Source organism: Corynebacterium sp. HMSC066C02 (genome assembly GCF_001814945.1).
Taxonomy (GTDB): Bacteria; Actinomycetota; Actinomycetes; order Mycobacteriales; family Mycobacteriaceae; genus Corynebacterium; species Corynebacterium aurimucosum.
Map to the genome: position 1 here is coordinate 214,866 of NZ_KV818476.1, position 23,795 is coordinate 238,660.

17 protein-coding genes, 1 tRNA gene and 1 other RNA gene are annotated in these 23,795 nt (G+C 61.1%); 16 read left to right on the forward strand and 3 right to left on the reverse strand.

Translation table 11 applies throughout. The features are described 5' to 3' along the window. Positions 1-53: 53 nt before the first annotated feature. The 7 genes from HMPREF2996_RS12235 to HMPREF2996_RS12265 are packed head-to-tail and all read left to right on the forward strand — an operon-like array spanning position 54 to position 13,179. On the forward strand, positions 54-3,719 hold the full coding sequence (locus tag HMPREF2996_RS12235; RefSeq protein WP_070444263.1) for a tubulin-like doman-containing protein: 3,666 nt from the start codon (positions 54-56) through the stop codon (positions 3,717-3,719). Then, entirely contained in the window at positions 3,719-6,556 is a 2,838-nt protein-coding gene (locus tag HMPREF2996_RS12240) for an AAA family ATPase (RefSeq protein WP_070731488.1), read from the forward strand. The genes HMPREF2996_RS12235 and HMPREF2996_RS12240 overlap by 1 nt, the downstream gene beginning before the upstream one ends. Positions 6,557-6,579: 23 nt before the next feature. Next, positions 6,580-9,000 (forward strand): SaeA-related protein, encoded by a 2,421-nt coding sequence (locus tag HMPREF2996_RS12245; protein WP_070524554.1) that lies wholly within the window; start codon positions 6,580-6,582, stop codon positions 8,998-9,000. A gap of 2 nt (positions 9,001-9,002) precedes the next feature. Then, positions 9,003-10,700, forward strand: a complete 1,698-nt coding sequence (locus HMPREF2996_RS12250; RefSeq protein ID WP_070731489.1) for a GAP1-N2 domain-containing protein — start codon at positions 9,003-9,005, stop codon at positions 10,698-10,700. 18 nt (positions 10,701-10,718) lie between these two features. After that, positions 10,719-11,678, forward strand: coding sequence for a hypothetical protein (locus HMPREF2996_RS12255; RefSeq protein ID WP_010188425.1), 960 nt, complete (start codon positions 10,719-10,721; stop codon positions 11,676-11,678). Beyond that, positions 11,678-12,688, forward strand: coding sequence for a TRAFAC clade GTPase domain-containing protein (locus tag HMPREF2996_RS12260; protein WP_010188426.1), 1,011 nt, complete (start codon positions 11,678-11,680; stop codon positions 12,686-12,688). The genes HMPREF2996_RS12255 and HMPREF2996_RS12260 overlap by 1 nt, the downstream gene beginning before the upstream one ends. Beyond that, entirely contained in the window at positions 12,685-13,179 is a 495-nt protein-coding gene (locus HMPREF2996_RS12265) for a hypothetical protein (RefSeq protein WP_010188427.1), read from the forward strand. The genes HMPREF2996_RS12260 and HMPREF2996_RS12265 overlap by 4 nt, the downstream gene beginning before the upstream one ends. Before the next feature lie 28 nt (positions 13,180-13,207). On the opposite strand, the gene HMPREF2996_RS12270 is transcribed toward HMPREF2996_RS12265, so the two are convergent. Beyond that, positions 13,208-14,548 carry a hypothetical protein gene (locus HMPREF2996_RS12270; protein WP_070731490.1) on the reverse strand — a complete coding sequence of 447 codons (1,341 nt, stop codon included), beginning with the start codon at positions 14,546-14,548 and terminating at the stop codon, positions 13,208-13,210. Positions 14,549-14,606: 58 nt separating this feature from the next. On the opposite strand from HMPREF2996_RS12270, the gene gluQRS reads away from it, so the two are divergent. Both gluQRS and HMPREF2996_RS12280 read left to right on the forward strand, forming a co-directional pair. Next, complete coding sequence (gluQRS, locus tag HMPREF2996_RS12275; protein ID WP_070731491.1) at positions 14,607-15,548, forward strand: tRNA glutamyl-Q(34) synthetase GluQRS; 942 nt, start codon at positions 14,607-14,609, stop codon at positions 15,546-15,548. 11 nt (positions 15,549-15,559) lie between these two features. Next, entirely contained in the window at positions 15,560-15,895 is a 336-nt protein-coding gene (locus tag HMPREF2996_RS12280; protein WP_070444250.1) for a hypothetical protein, read from the forward strand. Positions 15,896-16,130: 235 nt separating this feature from the next. Here the strand turns inward: HMPREF2996_RS12280 and HMPREF2996_RS12285 are convergent. After that, positions 16,131-16,219: transfer RNA gene (locus tag HMPREF2996_RS12285), tRNA-Ser, on the reverse strand. A 166-nt stretch (positions 16,220-16,385) separates the two neighbouring features. Between HMPREF2996_RS12285 and ffs the strand changes: the two genes are divergently transcribed. The 7 genes from ffs to HMPREF2996_RS13130 all read left to right on the forward strand — a co-directional run bounded on the left by ffs (position 16,386) and on the right by HMPREF2996_RS13130 (position 23,095). After that, positions 16,386-16,484: signal recognition particle sRNA small type (gene ffs, locus HMPREF2996_RS12290), an RNA gene on the forward strand. 81 nt (positions 16,485-16,565) lie between these two features. After that, complete coding sequence (locus HMPREF2996_RS12295; protein ID WP_010190010.1) at positions 16,566-17,837, forward strand: aspartate aminotransferase type Ic; 1,272 nt, start codon at positions 16,566-16,568, stop codon at positions 17,835-17,837. Beyond that, entirely contained in the window at positions 17,785-18,399 is a 615-nt protein-coding gene (locus HMPREF2996_RS12300; protein WP_080550381.1) for a suppressor of fused domain protein, read from the forward strand. Before HMPREF2996_RS12295 ends, HMPREF2996_RS12300 begins: the two co-directional genes overlap by 53 nt. Before the next feature lie 32 nt (positions 18,400-18,431). Continuing rightward, the gene (locus tag HMPREF2996_RS12305) at positions 18,432-21,029 is read left to right on the forward strand and encodes a DNA polymerase III subunit gamma and tau (RefSeq protein ID WP_070731492.1); all 2,598 of its coding nucleotides are present in this window, start codon (positions 18,432-18,434) and stop codon (positions 21,027-21,029) included. 57 nt (positions 21,030-21,086) lie between these two features. Then, positions 21,087-21,467, forward strand: coding sequence for a YbaB/EbfC family nucleoid-associated protein (locus tag HMPREF2996_RS12310; protein ID WP_010190004.1), 381 nt, complete (start codon positions 21,087-21,089; stop codon positions 21,465-21,467). Between the two features lie 114 nt (positions 21,468-21,581). Beyond that, positions 21,582-22,238: a recombination mediator RecR gene (gene recR, locus HMPREF2996_RS12315; RefSeq protein WP_070731493.1), complete on the forward strand. Its 657-nt coding sequence runs from the start codon at positions 21,582-21,584 to the stop codon at positions 22,236-22,238. Between the two features lie 482 nt (positions 22,239-22,720). Then, positions 22,721-23,095, forward strand: coding sequence for a DUF6973 domain-containing protein (locus HMPREF2996_RS13130; protein WP_371441134.1), 375 nt, complete (start codon positions 22,721-22,723; stop codon positions 23,093-23,095). A 427-nt stretch (positions 23,096-23,522) separates the two neighbouring features. Here the strand turns inward: HMPREF2996_RS13130 and HMPREF2996_RS12915 are convergent. Further along, positions 23,523-23,795, reverse strand: a 273-nt coding sequence (locus HMPREF2996_RS12915; RefSeq protein ID WP_210398940.1) for a hypothetical protein, incomplete at its 5' end; no start/stop codon positions are given.

Below are 23,795 nucleotides of genomic sequence, written 5' to 3' on the forward strand. Positions count from 1 at the left end.
CAACAGACATAAACAGCACAGAAGCGAACCTCCCCTTCGAAAGGTAGTTAAAGATGAAGAAGTTCCTCGTCGTCGGTTGCGGTGGCTCCGGCGCCAAGACACTGGCGTTCATGATGGACCAGCTCAAGGCCGAGCTGCGAAGCATCGACCCGGACATGACCGAGTTGCCCAAGGCCTGGCAGTTCGTCAACATCGATGTGCCGCTCGAGGAGGAGGCAGGCCCGCAGAAGCTGCCGAATGTTACCCAGAATGGCGGCCACTACGTGGGCATTGGTGCTCGCCAGAACTACAACACCTTCGATGAGGGCGTGTCCAGCATCCTGGGCCGTGCCGGCAAGCTCGGTGAGATCGCAACGTGGGCCACCCGCAACCCCTCTACCAATGACGTGAAGCTGGCTGATGGCGCCGGCCAGTACCGCGCGATTGGCCGTATGCTGACCCTGCCGAATCTCAAGAAGATCCGCCAGTCGCTCAAGGAAGCGGTGGATGAGATGTTCACGCAGGAGGCAATCCAGGAGCTCAACCGCCTCAACTACAAGCAGACCAAGCTGGACACCGATACCGGTGATTCCCAGCCGGTTGTCCTCGTTGTCTCCTCCATGGCAGGTGGCGCGGGCGCCTCGATGTTCTTGGATGTGTGCCGTGTACTCACCACTATTCCGAACGTGAACCCGCAGGGCACCCTCATCTTCATGTACACCCCGGAAATCTTCGCCGATAACAAGGCGGATGACATGGCCGGCGCGTGGCCGAACTCGCTGGCTATGTTCGGTGAGGTTGTCGCCGCACAGATGGGTAATGCGTATGATCACGACCGCGCTATCTTTGAGGCCTTCGACATGGGAACCCCGCCGGAGGGGCAGACCTTCGGCCGTATTTTCCCCATTGGTTCCAAGATGGGCACCACCAGCGCTCGCTTCGGCGATGGTTCCGCCATGTCCATCTACCGCGGCTTGGGCCGCGCGTTGGCGGGGCTGATGGCTTCCACCAAGGCCAGCGATAACCTCGTGTCCTACGCGCTGACTAACACCCCGGCCGGTGATGGCGGCCGCCGTTTCTTCGGTTGGGATCGCCCGGACGGCACGCCGTGGGGGCGCCTGCCCTGGGGTTCGCTGGGTTATGCCCAGGTTTCGATGGGCCGTGACCGCTTTGCCGAATACTCTTCCCAGCGCCTTGCCCGCAGCGCCTTCGAGCGCCTCTTCAACGGCCACCTCGATCCGCAGAACCCCGAGGCCGGCGAGATGCAGATTGCGAAGAAGTTGGAGGAGCGCCTGCCTAGCGCCTTTAGCTCTATGACGCTTGATCCTTCCTGGGCACAGGGCGGACAGATCGATAGCGGTAGCGTCTGGAACTGGCTCAACAGTGTGTTCGGTGGCCAAGCCCAGCAAGCCGCGGACAGCGCCGCGAAGCACCTGCAGAACTTCATTCCGGTGGGCCAGGGCCGCAACGTCAACGAATGGCGCGAAGAGTTTGAGGGCAACATGGCCGATCCCCGCAATGAGCAGGCCATCGCATCGGTTCTGAACAATGCTGCGTATGACATTGTTTACCGCTACGCCAACTTCTTCAGCGATGGTGTCCTCGCCACCGTGGAGTCGGAGCTGGCTGCGGTGGGCGTGCCCTATGTGCGCGAGATGCTCTCCAAGATCACGGATGTGCTCACCAACTCTGACCGTCTCCTGCCGTGCCTGTCTGAGTACTCTGGCTACTACCAGAACACCCGCGTGTTGGCGAAGCCGGAAGGCGCGGATCCAATCCTCAGCCCGCTGACTGGCAAGGGCCAGATGACGGACCCGACTCCTACGGTTAATGCTCTGATGGGTCTGTACTTCAACCAGTTCTACAGCTACGCCCTTATGGCCATTGCGCACCTGCTCAAGGATGTCCTGCAGGACTATGCCGATGAGAACCTCTTCCACCTTAAGCGCGAGCTGGGGGATGCCCACGCGGTGTTGGAGAAGGCCGTGTCAAAGCGCCCGGAGACCAACAAGTTGGCCGACGTCCGCACAGACGAGGTCAACTCGTGGCCAACAGAGCTCGATGAGGTCGTGGAAACCCGCTTCAAGGGTGCCGAGAACGAGATCATGCTGACTGATGTCAACACCTTCATCTCAGACTACCGGGACCAGATGCTGCGTACCATCCAGGGCCAGCAGTCCACCTCGGATGTCACCAACTACGAGCAGGCTTATCCCTTTGCGGTGCGTGCGGTCATCCGCGGTGAATGGGAGTCGCTCGATGCGGCCCAGGCGCCGAATGACACCCTGGCCCCGCAGAAGCGTACCAACGATGCCTACTCCAACCGTGCTGGTTGGGTGTCCAAGTACCTCTCGCGCCATCCGCAAAGTGGTGAGTCCCGCGAATCGCAGCGCGCGCACTACCACGCTAAGATCCGCCCGACTGATCTGCTGGAGCGCTCGCGCCAGTGGATTAACCGCCGTGATTATGAGTTCCAGAAGTTCAACTCGGTGGATCTGCGCCGCTACCTCACTCTTACCCCGGACATCAACGAGGTCGAGCACGCTGAGCGCCAGCGCCGCTTCATCGAGGCTTTCCAGCTGGCCCTGAGCTATGCCCGCCCGTTGGCTGCTGTTAACGACGACATGGTTCAGCGCATCCACGGCAAGTCCGTGCAGTACACCTACTCCTTCTCCGATATCCCATTTGCGGAGCTTGGCTCCGCAGAAACTGGCATTGCCTCCCAGCTGGAGTCGGTGCTCAGCCGCCCGGAGATTGACGGGCCTTCCACGGTGGCTCTGCGCAACTCGCTAAACATGTCGGATCACGTTCAGCACATCGAGATCTTCGGTTCCTACCCCAACTACTCGCCGATCGTCTTCTCTTCGATGTTCAACTACATCGCCAAGGACATCGAGAAGCAGGACAATTTCGATGGTTCCTGGTGGTCGGAGCGCCGCACCCGTCCGCTGCCGGCAGCCCTGCCGCTGACGAAGACGGAGCGTCAGGCCATGGTGGCGGGCTGGATCATCGGACGCATTACCGGCCGCGTCTACATTTCCAACGCCGATGCAGCCAATGCGGCAGCCCACATTTTCGATGACACGGATGGTGGCGTGAACGGCTGGGTTGATTTCCCGGATCCGCTGCTTATCTCGCCGCGCCGCATGATCAAGAAGTCCGACTGGATGCCTTCGGTTCTGGAGTCCATCTTCATCGCCTACGCGAAGGTGCAGGAAACCGGGCGCTACGGATTCGCTTCCTCGCTCTACCCATACCAGCTGTTGCGCGGGCTTTTCGACGACGGCCTGGACTTCGCCCATTCCGGTGCATCCACGCACCCGGTGGTTCACCGCCTCGCGCAGTTCTTGGCATCCGGTGAAGCTCCGAACCGCGGAGTCATGGGTACCTCCATCCAGGACCGCTACGAATCCTTCGTGGAGGAGCTGGATAAGTTCACCCGCGGTGCGGACCACTTCGTGCCGGGCCACACCAATTCCTTGCCGGGACAGGGACGGAAGGAAAAGCCCTTTGCGGAGGTACGCTCTCGCGAGGTCGCATCGCATACGCCGTACTACCGTGACTTGGCGCTGGACGTCATCGAGGTGGTCCCGGTCATCCGCAATTACCTGAACCAGGCCAAGACTGTGGCGGAGAATCCCGTCGCCCAGCCTGCCCCGCAGGTGCGTAGCTCCGATTCCGGCTTTGGCCAGGACGTCGCACCGGAATTCAACCTCAACGACCTGGATGACACCTTCTAATGACGAACGTAATCTTTTTCGGACACGGCGCCACGGCGGATGATATCCGCTCGCGCCTGAGCGATTTGCGTGCGGTTGGCCTCCTGCAGGACTTCCTCTGGATTGACTATGCCCACCCCACCAACGGGGCCGTTGTGCGCTCCTTCACGGAGGAGGGCACGGCGCGCTTGTCGACGCTCGACGATGCCCTCCGCAGCTTCAGCGGGGACGTCCTCCTCGCCACCATTGACCCGATGGATGCTCAGCAACCGCAGGACGTCGCCAAGCTCACGGAGTGGGTCGGGGCCGTCGATCAGCGCCTGATTCAAGCCTCCAACCTGCGCGTGCGTTTGCTGCTCTCCGCCCTGCCGCGTGAGAGCGTGGACATCGCTCCGCTGCAGGGCTGGAGTAACCTCGTGCTCTCCCCGGAGGAGGGTGGAACCCCGGCCTCCTCGCGTATTCGCCCCATCAAGCGCACTGCCAACGGTTTCGAGCTTGCACAGTTTGCAGCCCCAGCCGTAGCCAGCATCTTCGGTTTGTGGCGCGGCATGCCCGAGCCGGCAGTGCTGGACCCGGATACGCATCGCGTCATCGAGACCGGTGACCGGCAGCGCTTCCGTTTGGTGCGTGCCTTCCACCGCACCATCGATGCCGGTGATATTGAGGACAAGGTCAGGAAGGCCGTCTTCGATCCCGGCCAGCGCCTACCGCAGCCGCAGGTCAATAACATTTCTCGCGCCGTGCACTACGCCAATCCGGAGCAGCTGACGGATCAGTGCGCCCAGATGTTCATCAACCAGGAGATTTCCCCGTTGGTGAGCGCTCCGACCGCTTATGAGGAGCTGCAGTCCCACAAAGTCAGCGGCTGGGCGGCGTTGAAGGATAACCTGCGTTTGTACTGGTCCACCGTGGTGGGCAAGCCGCAGGATTGGGTCGAGGGCCAGCGCGGTGCAATGAACAAGAACGCGGCTACCTTCCTGCAGAAGATGCTCTACGGTGCGGACTCCAGCGTGGAGGTCGTCTTGGCCGGGCACTCCGGTAAGGGCAGCGGTGCGACGAGCGTCGACGAGCTGCGCCAAGCCAGTGAGCACACCATGCGAGTTGCCCGCGAGCAGCAGTTCTCCTTGGGCCAGGAGCCGCAACTCTCGCGCACGTGGGAGGCCTATCACGATTATGCGCTGGGGCTTGTCGATGGATCCTGGCGCGACAGCATCGACACCAAGGGGCTGCGCAATAACCAGGGCAACATGTACATCGTGCAATACGGTGGCCAGTCCGTGCAGGATGTCAGCGCTTCTTTCGAGGGCTTCCATCCGCTCATGACCAGCACTCTGGGCTATACGCACGAGTCCCAAGCAACCGTCGCGCCTTTCGATCCGGTGGGTGCCGAGCGCTTCGCCGCCGATATTGAGTACACCAGCCAGCAGACCCGCAATGAAGCTGTCAGCCGCAAGAAGCACGAGTTTGCTTCGTGGCGAGCAAAGAACAGCACCACCTTCGCGTGGAAGGTGGGCCAGGGCCTGTGGGAGAAGCTGGGGCACGCCCAGCAGAAGTACCGCGACGCACACGCCAAGGCACGTGAACTGCAAGAGTTGGCCAACAGCTTCCAAGCGCGTGACTTCAACGCGGAGAACAAAGCGCTGACCCGAAAGCTGCGCACGATGTGGATTGTGTTCTTCGTAGTGCTTGCTCTGATGACCTACATGGTGGCCGGCCGCTACAACCCGGACTTGCCGTTGGGTGAGTACCTGCAGTGGTTCGACTGGCCGTGGTACGTCGTGGGCATCATCCTGGCTGTTCTTCTTTTCCTTGTGTGTTCTTGGGCGGTCTTTACCAAGGCTCAGCGTGAGATCTTTGACTACGTGCAGCGCCGCAAGCTGTTGAACCGCAACCAAGAGATCGCCGCGCAGAATCTGGCGACGGCCTCGGCCGAGATCTCGCGTATCTCTAATGCCTATAACCAGTTCCTGAGCTGGTCGGCATTGCTGGGCCGCGCTATCTACGCGCCCTTTGGGCGCAAGGAGACGTCGAGCGATCACCTGCGGACGCCGCAGTCGGGCCTTCCGGAGAACGCTCGCATTGCTCAGGCCGTGCTCAACCGCGATGATGCCGTGCGCATGACGGATGAAATCCGCTCCCACATTTTCCAGACGGAGTGGGCACACCGCTCGCTCAAGTCCCTCCTCGATGACATGAATGACACCTTTGAGCGCAACCGCACTGGCCACTCGGCCGTGGCGCTCAATGAGATGTGGGGCATGGCTGGCCTCGGCTCCAGCACTGCGTTAGATAACCTATCGCGCAGCCTTGACCACCCTTATATGCAGGACCGCGACCTCAAGCAACAGGAATGGCAGAAGGTCATTACGGATCCACGCATGGCCCGCAGCTTGCAGCAATACCTCAGTCGCGTGACCTTCCGCGAGGAAGGCGGCAGCCGCGTTCAGAGCACCGCCGAGTTCCTCGACGGCATGAACCAGGAAAAGGGTGCTCTTCAGGCCTTTAGCCCCAATGCGCTGACCAATGCGGGCGGCGCTGAAGGATATACCGAAATCGACGGCTCGCGCACCCGCATCGTGGAGGTGGACAGCCAGACCGCACTGACCAGTCAGCTCTCACGTTCTGTGACCGTGGTGCAGTACGGAAGGATCACTGATTTCAAGTACCTGATCCCGGATGCGGCGTCTGGTGCTCCGTCCTTTAAGGATTCCTCGGACTTCTCCTTGGATGATCTGGATGACATGGACCACATGGGCTTCAAGTCGCCGGGGCAGAGCAATAGCGAAAGCCCGACTACGCAGCCGACGTTTGGCCGGCCGGAAGCGCCGGACCTCTCAGACCTCGACGAAACTTTCTGACGAGACCTTCTTAAGGAACGTTGATGACACACAATCAGAAACCTTCGATTGCGGATGTGCCGCTGAGTGAGCTTAAGTCCCTGCACCAGCTCAAGCGCGTAAACGCCGATGATGTGCGTGCAGCTGTATCAGCGCCGTTTAGGCAGTTCGCCGAGCAGATTGCCGCCGCGTATAACGGCGAAGCGGTCGAGCACCCGGAGCTGAGCGCGCAGGCGCGCAATGCTGCGGTGGACCAGGAACGTGCTGCGCAGGAGCGCGCGGCACAAGAGAGGGCAGCGCAAGAACGTGCCGCGCAAGAACGCGCGGCACAGGAGCGCGCAGAACGCGAGCGCGCCGCACAGGCTGAAGCGCAGGCCCGCCAACGCGAGCAAGCACAGCGTGCCGCTGCAGCCGCCGGTGTAGCGCAGACAGGTTCCGCGGCTCAACCCCAACCGGCGCAAGCAGCGGCACAGCCGCACGATTTCTTCGCCGAGTGGGAGGCACTGCAGGCAGAGGAAGAGCAAAAGACTCAGGTTAACGAAGAGGACTACATCACCATCCCTGGTTTCGGGATTAAGGCGGAGTACCAGTTTCGCCAGGACCCGAACTGGGAAGCCCCCGGCATCGAGTTTGAAGTCGAGGTGCCGCAAGAGGCGGCGCTGGAGCAGGAATCTCAAGAAGAGCCTGGCTACGGCATAGAGCCAGAACCGGAGCCGGAGGATTCCGATCAGCGCCATCCGGTGCGCCTGTGGTGGCCGGAGCTCGAGCACGCGCCGGATGAGGTGGTGTTCTACCGAGTCGTCGCCGATGACGCAGAGATGGTGGCGTCCCCGGATGCCGGTGACACCCTCGTCTACACGAAGGGAACCGCCTACCGTGAACACGAGCCGGGCGAGACAGGCTTGCGCCACTACGCGGTATGGGCTTATAAGGGCCGCGACCTTCGTGAGCTTGTCAACAGCCAGCCGGTATTCATGGGAGACACGGGCGTGGTCTTCCCGCCGGTGAACGTTCAGGTGTCCACCATCAAGGGCGCCATTCAGGTGTCTTGGGACCTGCTGCCGGGGCACTCGAGCGCCATGGTTTATGCCTGCCGCGATAGCGAGAAGGAAAAGCTGTCCCCGCGCTTCGAACAAGACGTGGACAGCAGCGGGCGCAAGGCGACTATTCCGGTGCAAGAGACCGGACAGACCGTCGTCATCTCCTTGCTGGGCCAGGCGGAGTTCCACGGCGCTACTGAGCAAAGCCAAGACGAAGTCGCAGTCCAGCGCTCCGTGAAGCTCGCCAGCGAGCTGGAGAAGCTGGAGCTCTCCCGTTGCGAGCGCCGCAGCGAATACGGACAGGACACCATCGAGGTGGATTGGTACTCGCCCAAGACCGGCGAGGTAAAGATTTATCTCACGCCCACCGCCCCGCAGGCGGACCTGCGCACGTCCGCAGTGCCGAAGACCTACGTCGAAAGCGCACTGTCGAGTGCTATCAGTGAGACCCGCGGTGTGTCCGAACCGGGCTCCTTCCAAACCACCACGGTGCCGTGGCCGCCAGATTGGTACGAGGTTTACATCACCCCAGTGAACTTCAACGATGCTGATGCCTGGGTAGGTGAATCCAAGGTGCTGCAGCGCGTGCAGTCCATTGAGGATGACCAGTTCCGGCTCATTGAGCGCGTGGACAGCCAGCTCATTACCTTCGATTGGCCGAAGGGTGCAACGGCGGTGGAGTACTCCACCAACCGCGAGCACGATCAGATCCGCGAAGAGGACTACGACCTCCAGGGAGGCATCCGCCTGCACCTCGATCAGCACGGTGATACCGTGCGGCTGAAGCCTTATGCGGTCTTCGCAGGCAAGCGCACCGAGGGCAATGAGCGCGTGATCCAGTACGAAGGTCTGCGCCCAGTGACCTATGACTTTGAGGTCGATTCCTCCCAAGGCCAAGCCAGGGTGTTCCTCTGGAGCTTGGGCAACGGCGATAAGCGCCAGTTCTCCTGCCAGGTGGTCTACCGAGCTGACCGCCTGCCGCTTTTCCCCGAAGACGGCGAGGCGCTCGGCATTGTGGAGACCAATCTGCAGAGCACCACGCACGTGGCTCATGGCTTGGGCCCGATGCGCGGGCAGCACCCAGATTTCACGGTGGCATTAGGCGAGCGCATTCAGCGCGGCGGCTTCATCCGCCTGTTCGCCGTCGAGGGCTTTGATAGCCAGGTTGATACCTCGTTCGACAGCTTCGGTGGTGATGATGCCTTCAGTGGTTTCTCGGAAAGCTACAGCGATGCTTCCTCGACGCTGAGCGCATCAGATAAAGCTGTGGTGGTAGAAGGCGATGTGTCCTACCGACTGGGGCTGTACCCACCCATGCAGAATCAGGCTCCGAACTATGAGGCGCAGTATGAGCAGCAGAACTACGACCAGCAGAACTACGGGCAGGATTATTCGCAGGATCAGTACTTTCAAGGAGGCCAGTAGTTATGGGCGGCGCCTTTAGCTATGCATCATTTTCCCGTGCCAATGGCCGCGCCGGTGGCTGGGGTGTAGGCCAGAAGGCCGGTGATATCACCCAAGAAGAGTTGGCTGAGCTCGTGTCCTTCGTGCCGACCTCTCTCAACAACGGCACGACGATCCCGGATTTCCCCTCTGCCCAGCAGCGCGCGGAACTGGTTCGCCGTACTGCGGTCTTTGCGCTCACCCCTGAGGCGGAAAAGTGGGTCACCATGGTATCCGTCCCCGCGGGCCTGGATGCGACCGGCCGCGGCGGCAACGTCTTTACCTACACCTCGATTTCGCGCACGGGAACCCCGCCGGCACCGGCGACGGTCCTGTTTTCTCCTGACATCCCAGCACCTTTTTCCATCTACGAGGTGGATAAGGTGCAGATTCCGGAAAAGATCTCAGCGCGCGGACCGTTGCACTCGGACGTGTTGTTGGAAGAGTTTTTGGATGGCGAATTCCGCTACCCAGAGAAGCTTCCCGCACCGTTCAAGGCGGTAGCCCCGAACCCGAATCCGAGCTTCAACCGTGCGCTGGTTTCTGCCATGGCCACAGTGTTGAATTCCCGCAACGGCCTGGTCATCCTCGTGGCCCCTGATAACCAGGCAGCGCTGTGGATTGCTGCCACCGCCCGCGAGGTGGGGGAGGATGGTTTCGGCTTCTCCACTTTTGAAAAAGCCGCCGCCATCAATGAGTTCCCGCTGAGCACCTCCACCATGCTCGTGGTGCCGCCGAGCGAGAAGCAGCGTCTCGCGGAGACGGCGATCCCCGGCAATCCGGTCGTGTTCGCCCTCGATGAGGCCCTGCCAGACGTCAGCTCCTATGCAGAAAATGCCGCGGAAGAAGCTGAGTCTGCGGCTCCGGAGCCACAGCAAGAGCAGGCCGAGCAGCGCACTGTTTCGACACCCATAGCAGAGGAGAACGCTGCAACGGGTAGCGAACCTGCACAGCGAGACGCGCAGAGCTTTGACGATTCTTGGGGTCAGGACCCAGCTGATTTCGGAGCACCTATCGCAGACTCCTCACCTTTTGCGCTCCCGGGTCATGGACCCGCGGGTACTCCGCCAAATCCCCTCGATGCGCCTGAGCCGAACACGGCGCAGGAGAACCCTTTTGCCACGAAGGCGGAGGCAGCGCCGTCAGCTGGTGCAGACACCGCGCCGGCAACGGCGTCGGGCGGCAACGCCAACGTTCCTGGGCTCAGCGCCGAGGAGTGGCATAGGCTCACGGAATTCGATCCGCGCTGGTGGATCGAGCACCTTGATACCCACCGTGGTCGCTCCATCCAGCTGGCCTACCTCGATAAAAACTCGTTGGGTGAGGGGTTGGACAAGCTGTTGATGTCCGCGATTGTTGCCTCCTGGGTTTTCTACTTCCCGCGGGATTTCAACCTCCTAGCAGAGGATGCCCTGCAGCCCTGGGAGGACCGCGAGCTCGAGCACATCGGATACCTCACCGCTACGCACTTCGCCGGAATCATCGCACTGGATCATTGCGAGCGCTATGCCACGGGGCGCGTCGCCATGTTGCTAGATGGCACGACACAGTTGCTGGCGGAGCGCTCAGCTCCCATGCAGCAACGACCGGGCCCATCGCATTTTGAACCGAACACAGCATGGCAACACCGGGGAGCAGCTCTCGGTGAGCACGGTCGAAACATGGGATTCCACGGAAGGTAAGAGAAGGAAATAAGCGTCATGGCTAAATACACACTGCGGGACGGAGAGTCCCGCCGCATCGGCTCAGACGGCATCCTGCGCGTCGAAGCCTTCGAGATGGGAACCGGCGGCGCCTCCATGGAGCTGGCGATTTTGGGAGAAGGCGTTGATGCCGTGCGCGTCCACGACCTCTCCATCATGGTGCACTCCCTGCCCGAGCGCGCCACCATCGTCGTGCGCCCGAAGCGGAATGGGACCTTCGGCCTGCGCAGCGAGGTCCGCCTGACGGTGAGCAACTCGAGTGATTCGGTGACGTTCCCGCGTGTGCTTATCGACGCCGCCGAGGACTCCGCCGAACGCCTCGCCGAGGTCACCCCGGAATCCGGCAGCTACCACTTAGAAGCATTCGGCACGACCGAAGGCGCCGGAATCACCGATTCCGCCCGCGAGGTGCGCTCCAAGATGCGCCGCGCGGAGCTGGATGTCGCAGGCCTTGACAATGTCACCGTGGTCGTCGATGGTTCCGCCTCCATGCAGATCAATGTCACACCGAAGATCGTCGAGGCGACCGCCAAATATATCGATGCGCTCTCGGATGCCTTCCGGCACTTCCGCGCCACTGATGGGCAGGACAGCATCGAGACCCATAAGGTGGATGAGCTAACCCGTTTCATCGCGGACGTCATTGATAGTGGAGCGGAGCGTGTAGGTCAGCGGCCGTGGCGCTTGCCGACTCTCACCTCCACGTCCTCGCTGGTCATCTACGTCACCGATTCTCCCGTGACTTCCATGCTGGAAACCCAGGTGCCCACCGTCGTGCTCATCACGAGCGCTATCGGACGCCAGGAGCTGGAGCTCGCGCGAATCAACGGAACCCCGGCTCATGTGGCGTACGCGGTGATCGACGGGGACGTCGTCAAGCAGCTCGAATCCGGCGCGAACACGGAGCTTTCGGAATTGACTGACCGCGTCACTGCCATGCTGAAAGAGAGGAACTAATGAGCCAGGCACGTTGCCCGTGGACCTTTAAACCGCTCGAGGATGGTGTGACGGTAAGCCCATACACCAACCGGGAGCTGCCGCAGGGATGGACCGACGCCGTGACACATTGCGTGGCCATGGCCGGCGCGCGTAACTCCGGTAAGTCGCTCTACACCGCGGTGATGATCAAGCAGCTCAAGCAGCTGGCGCACAAGCACAACCGCTCCGTCCAAGCGGCGGATGAATCCACGCGCGAGCGCTACGCCGAGGTTTATGAGAAGCCGCTCTTTGAGGAGATGCGTGCCATGGACCCCACGCCAAGTGCGGTGGCTACCGACGCCTACCAGCGCGACCCACTGATTTTTGAGCTCGGTAAGTGGCCTGATGAACAGGGACACGAGCGCATGAATTACTTGGTCTTCCGCGACGTGGCGGGCGAAGACTTGGAGAACCCGCCAGAGAACGAAGCTGACCGCGAGAACCTCGCTTTCTTCTCCCACGCGGATTTGGTGATTTTCCTCTTTGACCCGCTGCGTGTGCAGCAAATTCAGGACTTTATCCACGGTCTGATTCCCAATATTGGTGAGCTCGGTGCGGATTCCCTGCGGGTTCTGGACAACCTGCTGGCGCTGCTCGATACGGATACCCCGCCGCCACTGGCCGTGACCATCTCGAAGTTCGACACGGTGCAGAAACTTGAGCAGGTGGATGACGTGCGTTGGAAGAAACTCATGGCCAACCGCGGCTCCGCTTTCCGCCGGGATACCGGGTGGAACTTCCGCGATTCGGACCGCTGGATGGTCCACCTTGAAGCCGAATCGCTGTTGCGCTTCTTGGGTGCTAATGACCTCATCAACAAGATCTATTCGGCAGCTCCGCGCGGCGGTAGCTTCTTCGTGGTCTCCGCGTTGGGTGAGGCCCCGACGGGCCGCCAGCTAGCCCGCAGCGGCATTGCGCCCTACCGCGTTCTGGATCCCATTCGTTGGTTGCTGAGCCAACGCGGCGTCTTTGCGCAGGATGTGTCATGACTTTCGGTAGCCCACAACCCCCAGGAACCCCGCCGACAGGCTCGCCTGCCGCGCCCGCACCGGACTATCGCTACGGTGCAGTCACCGATTCTGTCCGTCAGACCCGCCGTGCCGCCGATATGAAGGCGCAATGGGCACCGTGGCCGTTGAAGATTGCAGCGGTACTGGAGGTCTTCATCACGAGCTACGCGGTATACAACATCTGCCGGCTCATCGCCTTTGAAAACAGCCCGGCGGCGGTAAGCCGCACGGACCAGCTCTCCACTGAGCTCGGCGTGTTACTTGCCGTACTGGTTCTCTTGGTGTGTGCCCTCACCACCTATGTGCTGCACGCGCAGCAGTCCGCGCGGATTGCGCTGACCGTTATCAGCGCCATCGTGGTGCTGCTCATTCCGGCGAGTTCGGTCATGCCCGCGTCCATCGCATCGGCGGTGGTCATTGTGCTGCTGTGGCTGCCTGCGAACCGGCAGTGGTTCGGCGGCCAAGCGTGACAAGCCTAGGCCCCGTGCACCGCGGGGCTTAGGCCTTCTTGCGCAGCTCCTCGAGAGCGCGCACATTATTGGCCTTGGCAAAGAGGTTGAACGCAAGGTGGTACATCTTGCGCGCGCGGTCTGTTGCGTCGGCGGAAGAGTAGCGATCACCTAAAAGTTCGGCGACCTCCGCCATGGCGTTTTGCTCCGACGGCGTCGTGGCTTCGGCGACAGAGTGCCGGTCCAAGAAATCGAGCAAAACCTGGGTGGATTTAAACATGTCCTGCGCCTGCAAGCGGAGGCTTTCGGAATACAGGACGGTCCACTTGGCGGATACGGGAAGGCTCTGGAGCTTGAGCGAATCCACGTAGCGCGAGGCCAAGATGTCATAGGCCTCCTCTGGATCGCTGTGGCGAACATCGAGGGCCACGGTCTTGAGCAAAGCATGGAGCTCGCCATCGAGGTCTCCGCAGCGTTGGAACTCGCGGGCAGCAGCGGCAAAGCAGGCCACGCGCTGCTCTAAGTCTGAAGAAGAGTGCTGTGCAGCATCGCTATAGAAGCGGGCTAGCATCACTGCGGGGAGCTGCTGGTACTCCTCGTCCGCCCGTGCGTTGGAGAGGATGGTGAAAGATTGCGTAGCCACGCGCTCGCAGTCGGCGGCAGAATTAGATGCCCACAGCGCGCCCACGGCGGACTCGAGGATGGTGCGGAGGATGTCACCCATCGTGGCCCCTGCGCCGTCGAAATCTCCTCCAGTGACGGCGTCGTTGATAGCCACGAATTCAGCAGCGTGTCCTTTCACTGCACTCGCTTCACCGCTCTTGGCAGATTCTAGGCGCTCTTGGAGCACGGCCAGTGATACATTGCTGTCGGTGCTTGAGGTGTTGCTGGCGGAGCCGGAGGACACCTCCGCGCTGGTGGGGGCGGATTCAGAGAAGTCTTTTTGGCTGGCCACGGTGCGCGCTGCGGCAATTTCATTCAACGCCGTGTCGTCGCCAGCTGCAGCGGCCTTGGCTGCGAATTTCTCTGCCGCTTCAGTGTTGTTGTTATCCAGCCATGCGCGGGCCACGCGGGTATAGCCGGTAGCCACGAGCGCAGGCTGTCCGGTCAGCGCGCCCAGTGAGGCAATGGTGAGAGAATCGTCGATGTTCTCGATGGTGCCGGCAGCCACGCGAAGGGTTTCGCGGGCTTCTAGGTACTGGGCGGCGGGGACGGCGTCCTCCACGCTGCCCAAGAACCTGTCATCTGCGAGTACTCGGTTGATCTGCTCATCAATGTGGGCGGATTCATCGGTGGGGAGAGAAACCCCCGGCGCCTGGGCCCGCGCGAAGGCGAGCATCTTCTCGGCGTCGGCAGAATCAAGCAGGGGATACGTCGCATCAGAAGCCATGGGGGAGATTCTAGTAGAGGACCCCGACGCGCGCGGGACTCCTCGTAGACTGGTTGCCATGGATTTTCTCAGCCCCGCTGGGCGCTATGCCCCGAGCCCGTCCGGAGATCTGCATCTGGGTAACCTGCGCACGGCGTTGCTGGCTTGGCTCTACGCCCGAAGCAGTGGGCGCCGCTTCCTTGTTCGCGTAGAAGACATTGACACGCAGCGCTCCTCCCGGGAGTCGGCACAACGCCAGTTGGAGGACCTTGCCGCGCTCGGCCTGGACTGGGACGGGGAAGTCATCTACCAGCAGGATCGCTATGCGGCTTATGAGGCGGCGCTGGCGCAGCTTCCTACCTTTGAGTGTTACTGCTCGCGCAAAGATATCCAGGAAGCTTCCCGTGCGCCGCATACTATTCCTGGGCAGTATCCGGGAACGTGCCGCGATCTCAGTGACGCCGGGCGCAAGGCCAAACGCGCCGAGCTCGCCGCCCAGAACCGCGTGCCCGCCATACGCTTGCGTGTTGACGTCTCCTCCTTCACCATCCATGACGCCTTCGCCGGCGAGTACACCGGGGAGGTGGATGACTTCATCTTGCGCCGTGGCGGCCAGCCCCCGGCGGATCCGAGCCAGGGTATGGACTGGGCCTATAACTTGGCGGTCGTCGTTGACGATGCCTTCCAAGGTGTCGATCAGATCGTGCGCGGCGATGACTTGCTGTCTTCCGCCCCGCGTCAGGCCTACCTGGCGCACAAGCTGGGCTATCCGGAGCCGGAGTTCGTTCATGTCCCGCTCGTGCTGAATTCGGACAACGTCCGCCTGTCCAAGCGCGATGGGGCAGTAACTCTCCGCCAGTTACTCGCGGATCCGGGGCGAGAGATGGGCGATGTGCTTCGCCTACTCGCCCGCTCGCTGGGATATGACACCGAAGGGATTAACACCGCCGCGGACCTCCTCGAACGCTTTATCCCCGATAAGCTTTCACGGGAGCCCTTTGTCTGGGATGGAACGGTGTAGAACGGAGCAGCATGGAAGCCTTTGAGTACGCCCATCTGGAAGACGGTCTGGACTACCTCTATGACTTCTTCGAAGAGGACTTGGAGGAGCGCGTGCGCGCCGGGCGTGAGCTGCTGCCGGCGGGCATGGAAGACATCCTGGGGGATAGCACACTGGATGACTACGTGTGGCTCTGGATCAAAGAACCTGGGCCCAACGGTTTCCGCCAGTACCTGCGCGATGGCGGCTATGGCGAGGCCGAGGTGAAAGAGGCCTTCCTGCTTGCCCGCACCGAGTGGGGCATGAACACCCCGCCACACGTGGAGTGGCTCAAGGAAGACGGCTACGAGGCTCCCGAGTTCGATTAATAGCGTTTGGGGTGGATGGCACGGCTAGCAGCCGGGCTGCAAAGAAACCAAAGTACTGAAACCTTATGCGAAGCATCGCATGTAATCACCTGGGGTTTTCCGTTTGGGGTCCAGCAAATGGTGCCTTTACTTTGGTTCCTTTGCCCGGGCGGCTTAAGGGTTAAGGGTCTGCAGTGCTAAATGCGAGAAATCCCGGACCTCTTAGCGTGATGCTGTGAAGCCCGGGATTTCCCAGTGGCGGAGGATAGGGGATTTGAACCCCTGAGGGATGTGACTCCCGCACGCGTTCCAGGCGTGTGACATAGGCCGCTAGTCGAATCCTCCGCTGAGAAACATTACATGAGCCCCCTAATGAAGCAAAATCGCCAGGTCAGCGCGAAGAACTTGAGGGTTTAGGGGCGCGAGGTAAGAAGTGCGCTTGGAAGCGGAGCGGGAGCCGGGCGGTGGGGGAGCGGTTTGGCGTCGACAAGCAAGGCACGCTAGGCTAGACCGCAGGATTCCGCGTGGCGTCCATCCTCTGAACTCCCCCAGGGCAGGAATGCAGCAAGGGTCAGGAGGCTCTGGCGGGTGCGCGGGGTCCCCTTTTATTTTGTGTGCTTTAACACGGGGGATGTAACGGGGCGTTAGTATGGTTGCCATATGTCCGCACTACGTCCCGGAAGGAAGACGGATGTCTCTTCTTAATCTTGAAAAGTCCGAGCTTACTGAGCTTGCCGCGCAGGTGCGCAAGGACTACGAGGCCCTCAAGGCTGAGGGTTTGGAACTTGACTTGACCCGAGGAAAGCCGTCTAAGGCTCAGCTTGATCTGTCCAATGATCTGCTCGTCCTGCCGGGCCGCGGCCACTACACTGATGCCGCAGGCAATGACCTGCGTAACTACGGTAACCAGAAGGGCATCAAGGAGCTGCGTGAACTGTGGGGCAAGCTCACCAACATGGATCCGGAGCTCCTCATCGCGGCGGATTCTTCCTCCCTCAACATCATGTATGACCTCATCCTGTGGGCCTACACCTTCGGCACCAACAGCTCTGAGAAGCCGTGGTCCAAGGAAGAGACCATCAAGTGGATCTGCCCCACCCCGGGATATGACCGCCACTTCGCCATCACGGAATCCTTCGGCTTCGAGCTGATTTCGGTGCCGATGGAAGAAGACGGCCCGGACATCGAGGCGGTAGAGGAGCTGGCCAAGGACCCGCAGGTCAAGGGCATGTGGGTAGTGCCGATGTTCTCCAACCCTTCGGGCGCTGTCATCTCTGAAGAGAAGACTCGCCGCCTTGCAGCGATGGAGACCGGTGCACCGGACTTCCGCATCGTGTGGGATAACGCTTATGCCGTGCACACGCTGACCGAGGACTTCCCGGAGGTTCTGCCGATTCTGGAGATTGCAGAGCAGGAAGGTAACCCGGACCGCTTCTGGGCTATGTCCTCGTCGTCGAAGATCACCTTCGCTGGCTCCGGCGTGAGCTTCTTCGGATCCTCCGCGGACAACCTGAAGTGGTACCTGGAACATGCCGGAATCCGCGGCATTGGCCCGAACAAGATTAACCAGCTGGCACACTACGAGTTCTTTGGGTCCGCCGAGGGCGTGCGTGCGGTTATGCGCCGCCACGCTGCGCTGCTGGCGCCGAAGTTCGAAGCGGTTCTGCGCATCCTGGATAAGAACCTCACCCATCACGAAATCGCTGATTGGACCCACCCGGAGGGTGGCTACTTCATCTCCCTGAACGTGCTGGAGGGCACCGCGACCCGCGTGTGGGAGCTGGCCCGCGATGCCGGCATTCTCCTGACCAAGGCTGGCTCGGCCTTCCCCTACGGCAAGGACGAGAAGGACCACAACATTCGCTTGGCCCCGTCCCTGCCGCCGCAGGAAGAGGTTGAGGCAGCAATGGATGGCGTGGCCACCTGTGTGCTGCTCGCCGCACTGGAGAAGCTGGGGGCATAAGGCAATCAACTCTGACGAGACGGCCTACTGGCTCGACCAGATTATTCCCGCTGAACTGGCGTTTAAGAATGTCGAGGGGCAGCGCTTGGGCTTAGCTTCGCTGGAGGGTGAGCAATCTCTTGCGGTCACTTGTGGCTTCGCCGACGTCGATACCGGCTTGGCGCACGCCGAGCAGGGGATCGATGTGCGCTGCGAGCTCCTCACCGTCGCCCGCACCAACCAGGCTGAAGCGGCTGCTGCAGTGAGTGCGGCAGCGGCATTGCTCACAGAGTCCGCAGGCTTGCTGCCCGCGCAGCCAGGTTTGCTCCTGCCCAAACTTTTTGCTGAAGGGGACGAGCGCTTCGCCCACGTGAGCGTGCGTCATGGCATGCTCATCGCCCCGTACCTGTGGGGCGGCCAGACCCCGCAGGTGGCGGAGGAGGGCCGCCTGACACTGGTCTGCCAACTGCTGATGCTGAGCGACGCCGAGTACGCCTACGCCGTCGAGGAAGGCGTGCCGGCGCTGCAGCAGGCGGTGGCGGAGCAAGGCATCGATCTACTGGATTGGCAGCGCTCGGAGTGACGTGTCGGGGCGAGACGCTAGACTGACTAACCGTGGCTCTTTACCGGAAATATCGTCCAGCAACGTTCGCGGAAGTGGTAGGCCAAGAGCAGGTCACCACGCCGTTGTCCGCCGCCCTTGATGCGGGGCGTATTAACCATGCCTACCTCTTTTCCGGCCCGCGTGGCTGCGGAAAGACGTCGTCTGCGCGCATCATGGCCCGCTCGCTGAACTGCGAACAGGGCCCCACCTCCACGCCGTGCGGGGTGTGCGATTCCTGCGTCTCGCTGGCCCCTGGCGGGCCGGGCAACTTGGATGTCACGGAGCTCGATGCCGCTTCCCACAATGGTGTCGAGGACATGCGTGAGCTGCGTGACCGCGCCTACTACGCGCCGGCGGAGTCGCGCTACCGCATCTTCATCATCGATGAGGCCCACATGATTTCCGCCTCCGGTGCCAATGCTTTGCTCAAGGTGGTGGAGGAGCCACCGGAGCACGTGATCTTTATCTTTGCCACGACGGAGCCGGAAAAGATCATCGGCACCATCCGCTCGCGTACCCACCACTACCCCTTCCGCCTGCTAACCCCGCCGGCGATGAAGGGGCTGTTGGAGCGCACCGTGGCCTCGGAGAACGTCCACGTGGATGACACCGTGTACCCCATGGTCATCCAGGCCGGCGGCGGGTCACCGCGTGACACGTTATCCATCCTGGACCAGCTGTTGGCGGGCGCGGGGCCCGATGGCTTGACCTACGATGTGGCCCGTCCGCTTCTGGGTGTCACGGACGAGGGCCTGCTGGATAACACGGTTGAATCCCTGGCAAACCAGGATAAGGCTGGGCTCTTCCGGCTTGTCGACGATGTCATTGAAGCCGGCCACGATCCCCGTCGTTTTGCTATTGACCTCTTGGATCGTTTGCGGGATTTGATGATCTTGCAGGCCGTGCCATCCGCGTTGGAGGAAGGTTTGGTCTCGGCTCCGACTGACCGCGGGGAAGTACTGACTGCCCAGGCGCAGCGCTTCTCTGGCCCGCAGCTGGCCTACCTGGCGGAAACCGTCAACGAGCGCGTGTCCTCCCTGCGGGGAGCGACGTCCCCACGGCTACTTCTAGAAATTTTGTGTGCGCACCTCATCGTTGGTGCCGCCCCCGCAGCGGCAGCGGCCGGTCAGCTACCCACCGCTGCCCCGCAAGGTGCGGGAGCGCAGCCTTCGGCACCCGCAGGGCAGCCCACCGCGCCTGCACAGCGCCAGCAATCTGCGGTCGCCAGCGCCCAGGATCCCGCGGCCGCCGCTGCGGCGATCATCGCGCAGCGCCGCAGCCGTCAAGCAGCAAAGCAAGAGGCCCAGCAACAGCAACCACTGCAGCAACCGCAGCAGGCCGACAAGGCTCAGGAAGCAGTCCAGCAGGTGCAGCAGCCCCCAGCCCCCGAGGACTCGCAGCCCCAAGTGCCAGAGCGTCCTGCACAGCCGGAGGCGCAGCCTGAGCCGCAGCCAGACCAGGCTAAACAGCGCCAAGAGCCGCCGGAGCGCCAGCAACAGGAACAGCAGCAACAGGAGCAGACGGAACAACAAGAACAGGCTCAAGAACAGCATCCTGAGCCTGAGCAGCCGCACGACCCAGCCGCGGAGATTCGCGGGCGGTGGTCGGACCTGCGCGCCACCATTGGCCGTCGCAACAAGGTCGCTGAAATCATGCTTGCCGAAGCCCGTGTCCTCGGCGTGCGTGATGACACCCTGGTTCTTGGGCACACCACCGGTGCGCTGGCGGAACGCATCAATTCTCCAGGCACCAACGAGGTCATCGTGACCGTCCTTCAGGAGGAGCTCAACCGCACCCTGAAGGTCACGTGTGTCATCGGCACCGACCCGAAGGCCCACGGGTTCACGGTGACTGAGCCAGTTCAACGTACCCAGTGGAACCCCAACCAACCGCCACGTGAGGCCGCCGAGCCCGACGAGGAGGCAGAGAGTCCGGAGACTCAGGACAACGCTACTGATTCGCACTCTTCCGAAACTGCGCCAGCTTCCGCAGCCGCAACAGAATCTGATGAGGTCGACAAGACCAGCGAGCCCGAGGCGAAGGAACGCGGCGACGCTAGCGATGACCCGTGGGGCGCGCCGCGTCGGATCGGGCAGCAGGGGCCGTCGTCTGAAATGACGGCGGATCAGCCCCAGTCTCAGCACGGTGCGCGCGAGGAGGCAGGCACGCGACCGGAAGCTGCCCCGCGCGGGGCAGCAGTGCCCCCAAAGAGGGAGGCCCGTGGCAGCCAATGGCGATCACGCATCGCGCAAGCGAGCCAAGTAGCAGCCCAGCGGGATGAAGAGTTTTCCAAGGTTCCCAAGTTTGGCAACGGCGTTCCGCTGCCGCCGGAGCCGGGCCCGGACGAGGGTGAGTTCGAAGCACCACCGGAGAACTACGGTCCGCCGACAGGGATGGGTGGGGCGCCGGAAAGCGCAGGCCAAGCACCTGTCCCGCCGCAACAGTCTGCGCCTCAACAAGCTCCCGCCTCGCAGCCGGAATACACCCGCGCGGATGAGGAACGCGAGATGATGGAGGCCGCGCAGAACGCCGGCGAGATGGACCACCGCAATGCCACGGAAGTCGCGATGGAGCTTCTCGCACAGGAGTTGGGAGCGCGGCGGCTCTAGCGTGGCATCTGTACACTTGGCCCGTAGTGAAAATAACCGTGTGAAAGGATTTTTAGCATGACTGAGAACGACCCGATGCAGCAGGCAAATGACATGAACGAGATCCTGGCGCAGGCCGCCCGCGTCCAGGCTGAGCTGGAGAAGGCTCAGAAGGAAATCCTGGCCGCCACCGTTGAGGGTAGCGCTGGCAATGGCCTGGTGAAGGTCACCATGACCGGTGGCGCTGAGCTGCAGAGCGTGTCCATTGATAAGTCCGTCGTCGACCCGGAGGATATCGATACCCTTCAGGACCTCATCGTTGGCGCCTTCAAGGAGGCTCACGCTGCTGCTGGCCGCCTGGCCCAGGAGAAGATTGGCCCGCTGTCCCAGGGCATGGGGCAGTCCCAGCAGAACTACGATGGTCCGTCCATCCAGGATGTCTTCGGCGGCAACCAGTAAGTCGCGCGTTAGACTTAAAGGCCGTGATTGCTCTCTTTGTGGAGAGCAGTGCGGCCTTTTGTTGTGTCTCCAGCCGCTAGGGCTTAGGGGATTGTTGAGTGAGGGGAGCATTGCGTGTTTGAAGGACCTCTGCAGGATCTCATCGATGAGTTCTCGCGCCTGCCGGGTATTGGCCCGAAGTCAGCGCAACGCATCGCCTTCCACGTGTTGCATCAGGATCCAGAGGAGATTGATCGCCTCCAGAAGGCGCTGGGGGCAGTGCGTGATGGTGTGACTTTCTGCCGCATCTGCTGCAATATTTCGCGCGAGGAAGTCTGCCGCATCTGTATCAATTCGCAGCGCGATGCTTCCACCATCTGCGTGGTGGAAGAGCCCAAGGACATTCAGGTTATCGAGCGCACCGGCGAATATGACGGCCGCTATCACGTGCTCGGCGGCGCACTCGATCCGTTGGCGAACGTGGGCCCGAAGGACCTCAACATCTCGCAACTACTCCAGCGCCTCGGCGGCGTGCTACCGGACCGAGAGCTCGCGGATTCCACCCCGGAGAAGCCGCTTTACGACGACTCCCCGGACATCACCGAGGTCATCCTCGCCACCGACCCGAACACCGAAGGCGAAGCCACCGCGGCCTATCTCGTGCGCCTGCTACGAGACTTCCCGGGGCTGAAGATCACGCGCCTAGCTTCCGGCATGCCGCTGGGCGGCGACCTTGAGTTCGTCGATGAGCTGACGCTTTCGCGTGCGTTGAGCGGCCGCCTAACGGTTTAAACCGGCGCTTCAGAAAATAGAGAATTAACCGTTGAACTTTTTCGCCAGAGCTTCCATATCGGTAGGACTCATGGGGATTTCGGGTTTGGAAAAACAACTGCGGTAGCTGCCAAGATGATTCGCATAAACGTCCCGACCTGTTCCTGCGGCACGAATCTTGCTGTGGGGACTACTCGCATGGGCTAGTCGGTTTCCGAAATACTTGATTGCCCAGTCGAAATCCTTGAAATCTGGGTCATATTTGTAGGCTGAAATCCTTCCAAGTAGGGCAAAGATCCAATCTGCGCACTGAACTGTTTGGTAAAGATGGCTTTCTACTTCGAGCCGACCCGTACGGTTACTTCGCATCCCTGTCAGCTAATGAACAACGCGCAATCATTGCTGCAGTTGAACGTGCCAGGGTCACTGACATCAATCCTCAGGTAGCGCCTTTTGCGACCGCCCAGTCGGACCCCTACCGGATATATATCCAGGGCCTTGAAATGCTGTCCTGCATCGCGCTGGTCGATGTAGTATCATGCGGCATCGTCAATCAGGCAGCCACAACCGCGAGTATGGAAGCGCAGAACCGGTTTCCTGGCGCCACATCACTCCACAATGGAAAGGGCGATGTTTTTCGGCACTGCTCGTGGAATGCCCTGATGACGATGAGAATCGGTGCAGATGCAGCTGAACGCATTGCTACTAACCACGAAACTGTCGCTCAGGGGCCAGCGGATGAGACCAGCATGGACCTGTATAACAATGCCCAAGGTCGATTTCTTGGATTTGCTTTCGCAAGTAGTGGCGACGAAGCTTCTGCTCTGAACCAGTGCGCCCTCTGGGCTAGCATTGGACTGCTATCTCCACTTTCCTAGGATAGGCACGAGAAGGGGTTTATGTTAATGAGACGCATGATGGCGCGGATAGGGTTCACTAGTATTGTCTCCCTATTACTCTCCTCTTGTAGTTTTGATGACCCATTGGCTTCTCATCTCGCGTCCCTAGGACGATCGGGACATGCAATGCCCGTTACTGAGTCCATCACACTGGAGGAACTCTACGGACCAGAGTGGACTGAGTTTTCGCTCGTGTGCCCATACACTCCGTATCAAACAGTCAAAGAAACACTTATGGCTGATGATCCCCCTGTTCCAGAACACGGCTTCTCCGATCACGAAAACTTCCTCTTTCTTAGAGGAAAGGGCGACAGCGAACAATGGGTGAGGTTCTCTCGACAGGCTCTCGATCTGTGTTCTCCATCAAGTCCGTCTTCTTTAATCATGGAGTCAACGACAGTTGCTCTCACTTTTTCTCTGGATAATCCGGGTAGTGCTTGGATTCTAACCGGCTTGAACAAGTAGTCATATGGGCTCGCTGCTCCTGGGCAGTATCGGGAATACTCAGATTGGGGTCAGCGTGCACGCCCAGGCGATCATCGTCGCGGCCTTGAACGAGCAGTAGGATCGTCTTGATGGTGGCCAGCAACGGAGCATCGTGAACGCTCTGGACGCGTCTACCGCTGCGACTGAAGAGGCCGAAAAGTGGCCCTTCCGGTTTTAGAGTGCGTTGATTTTG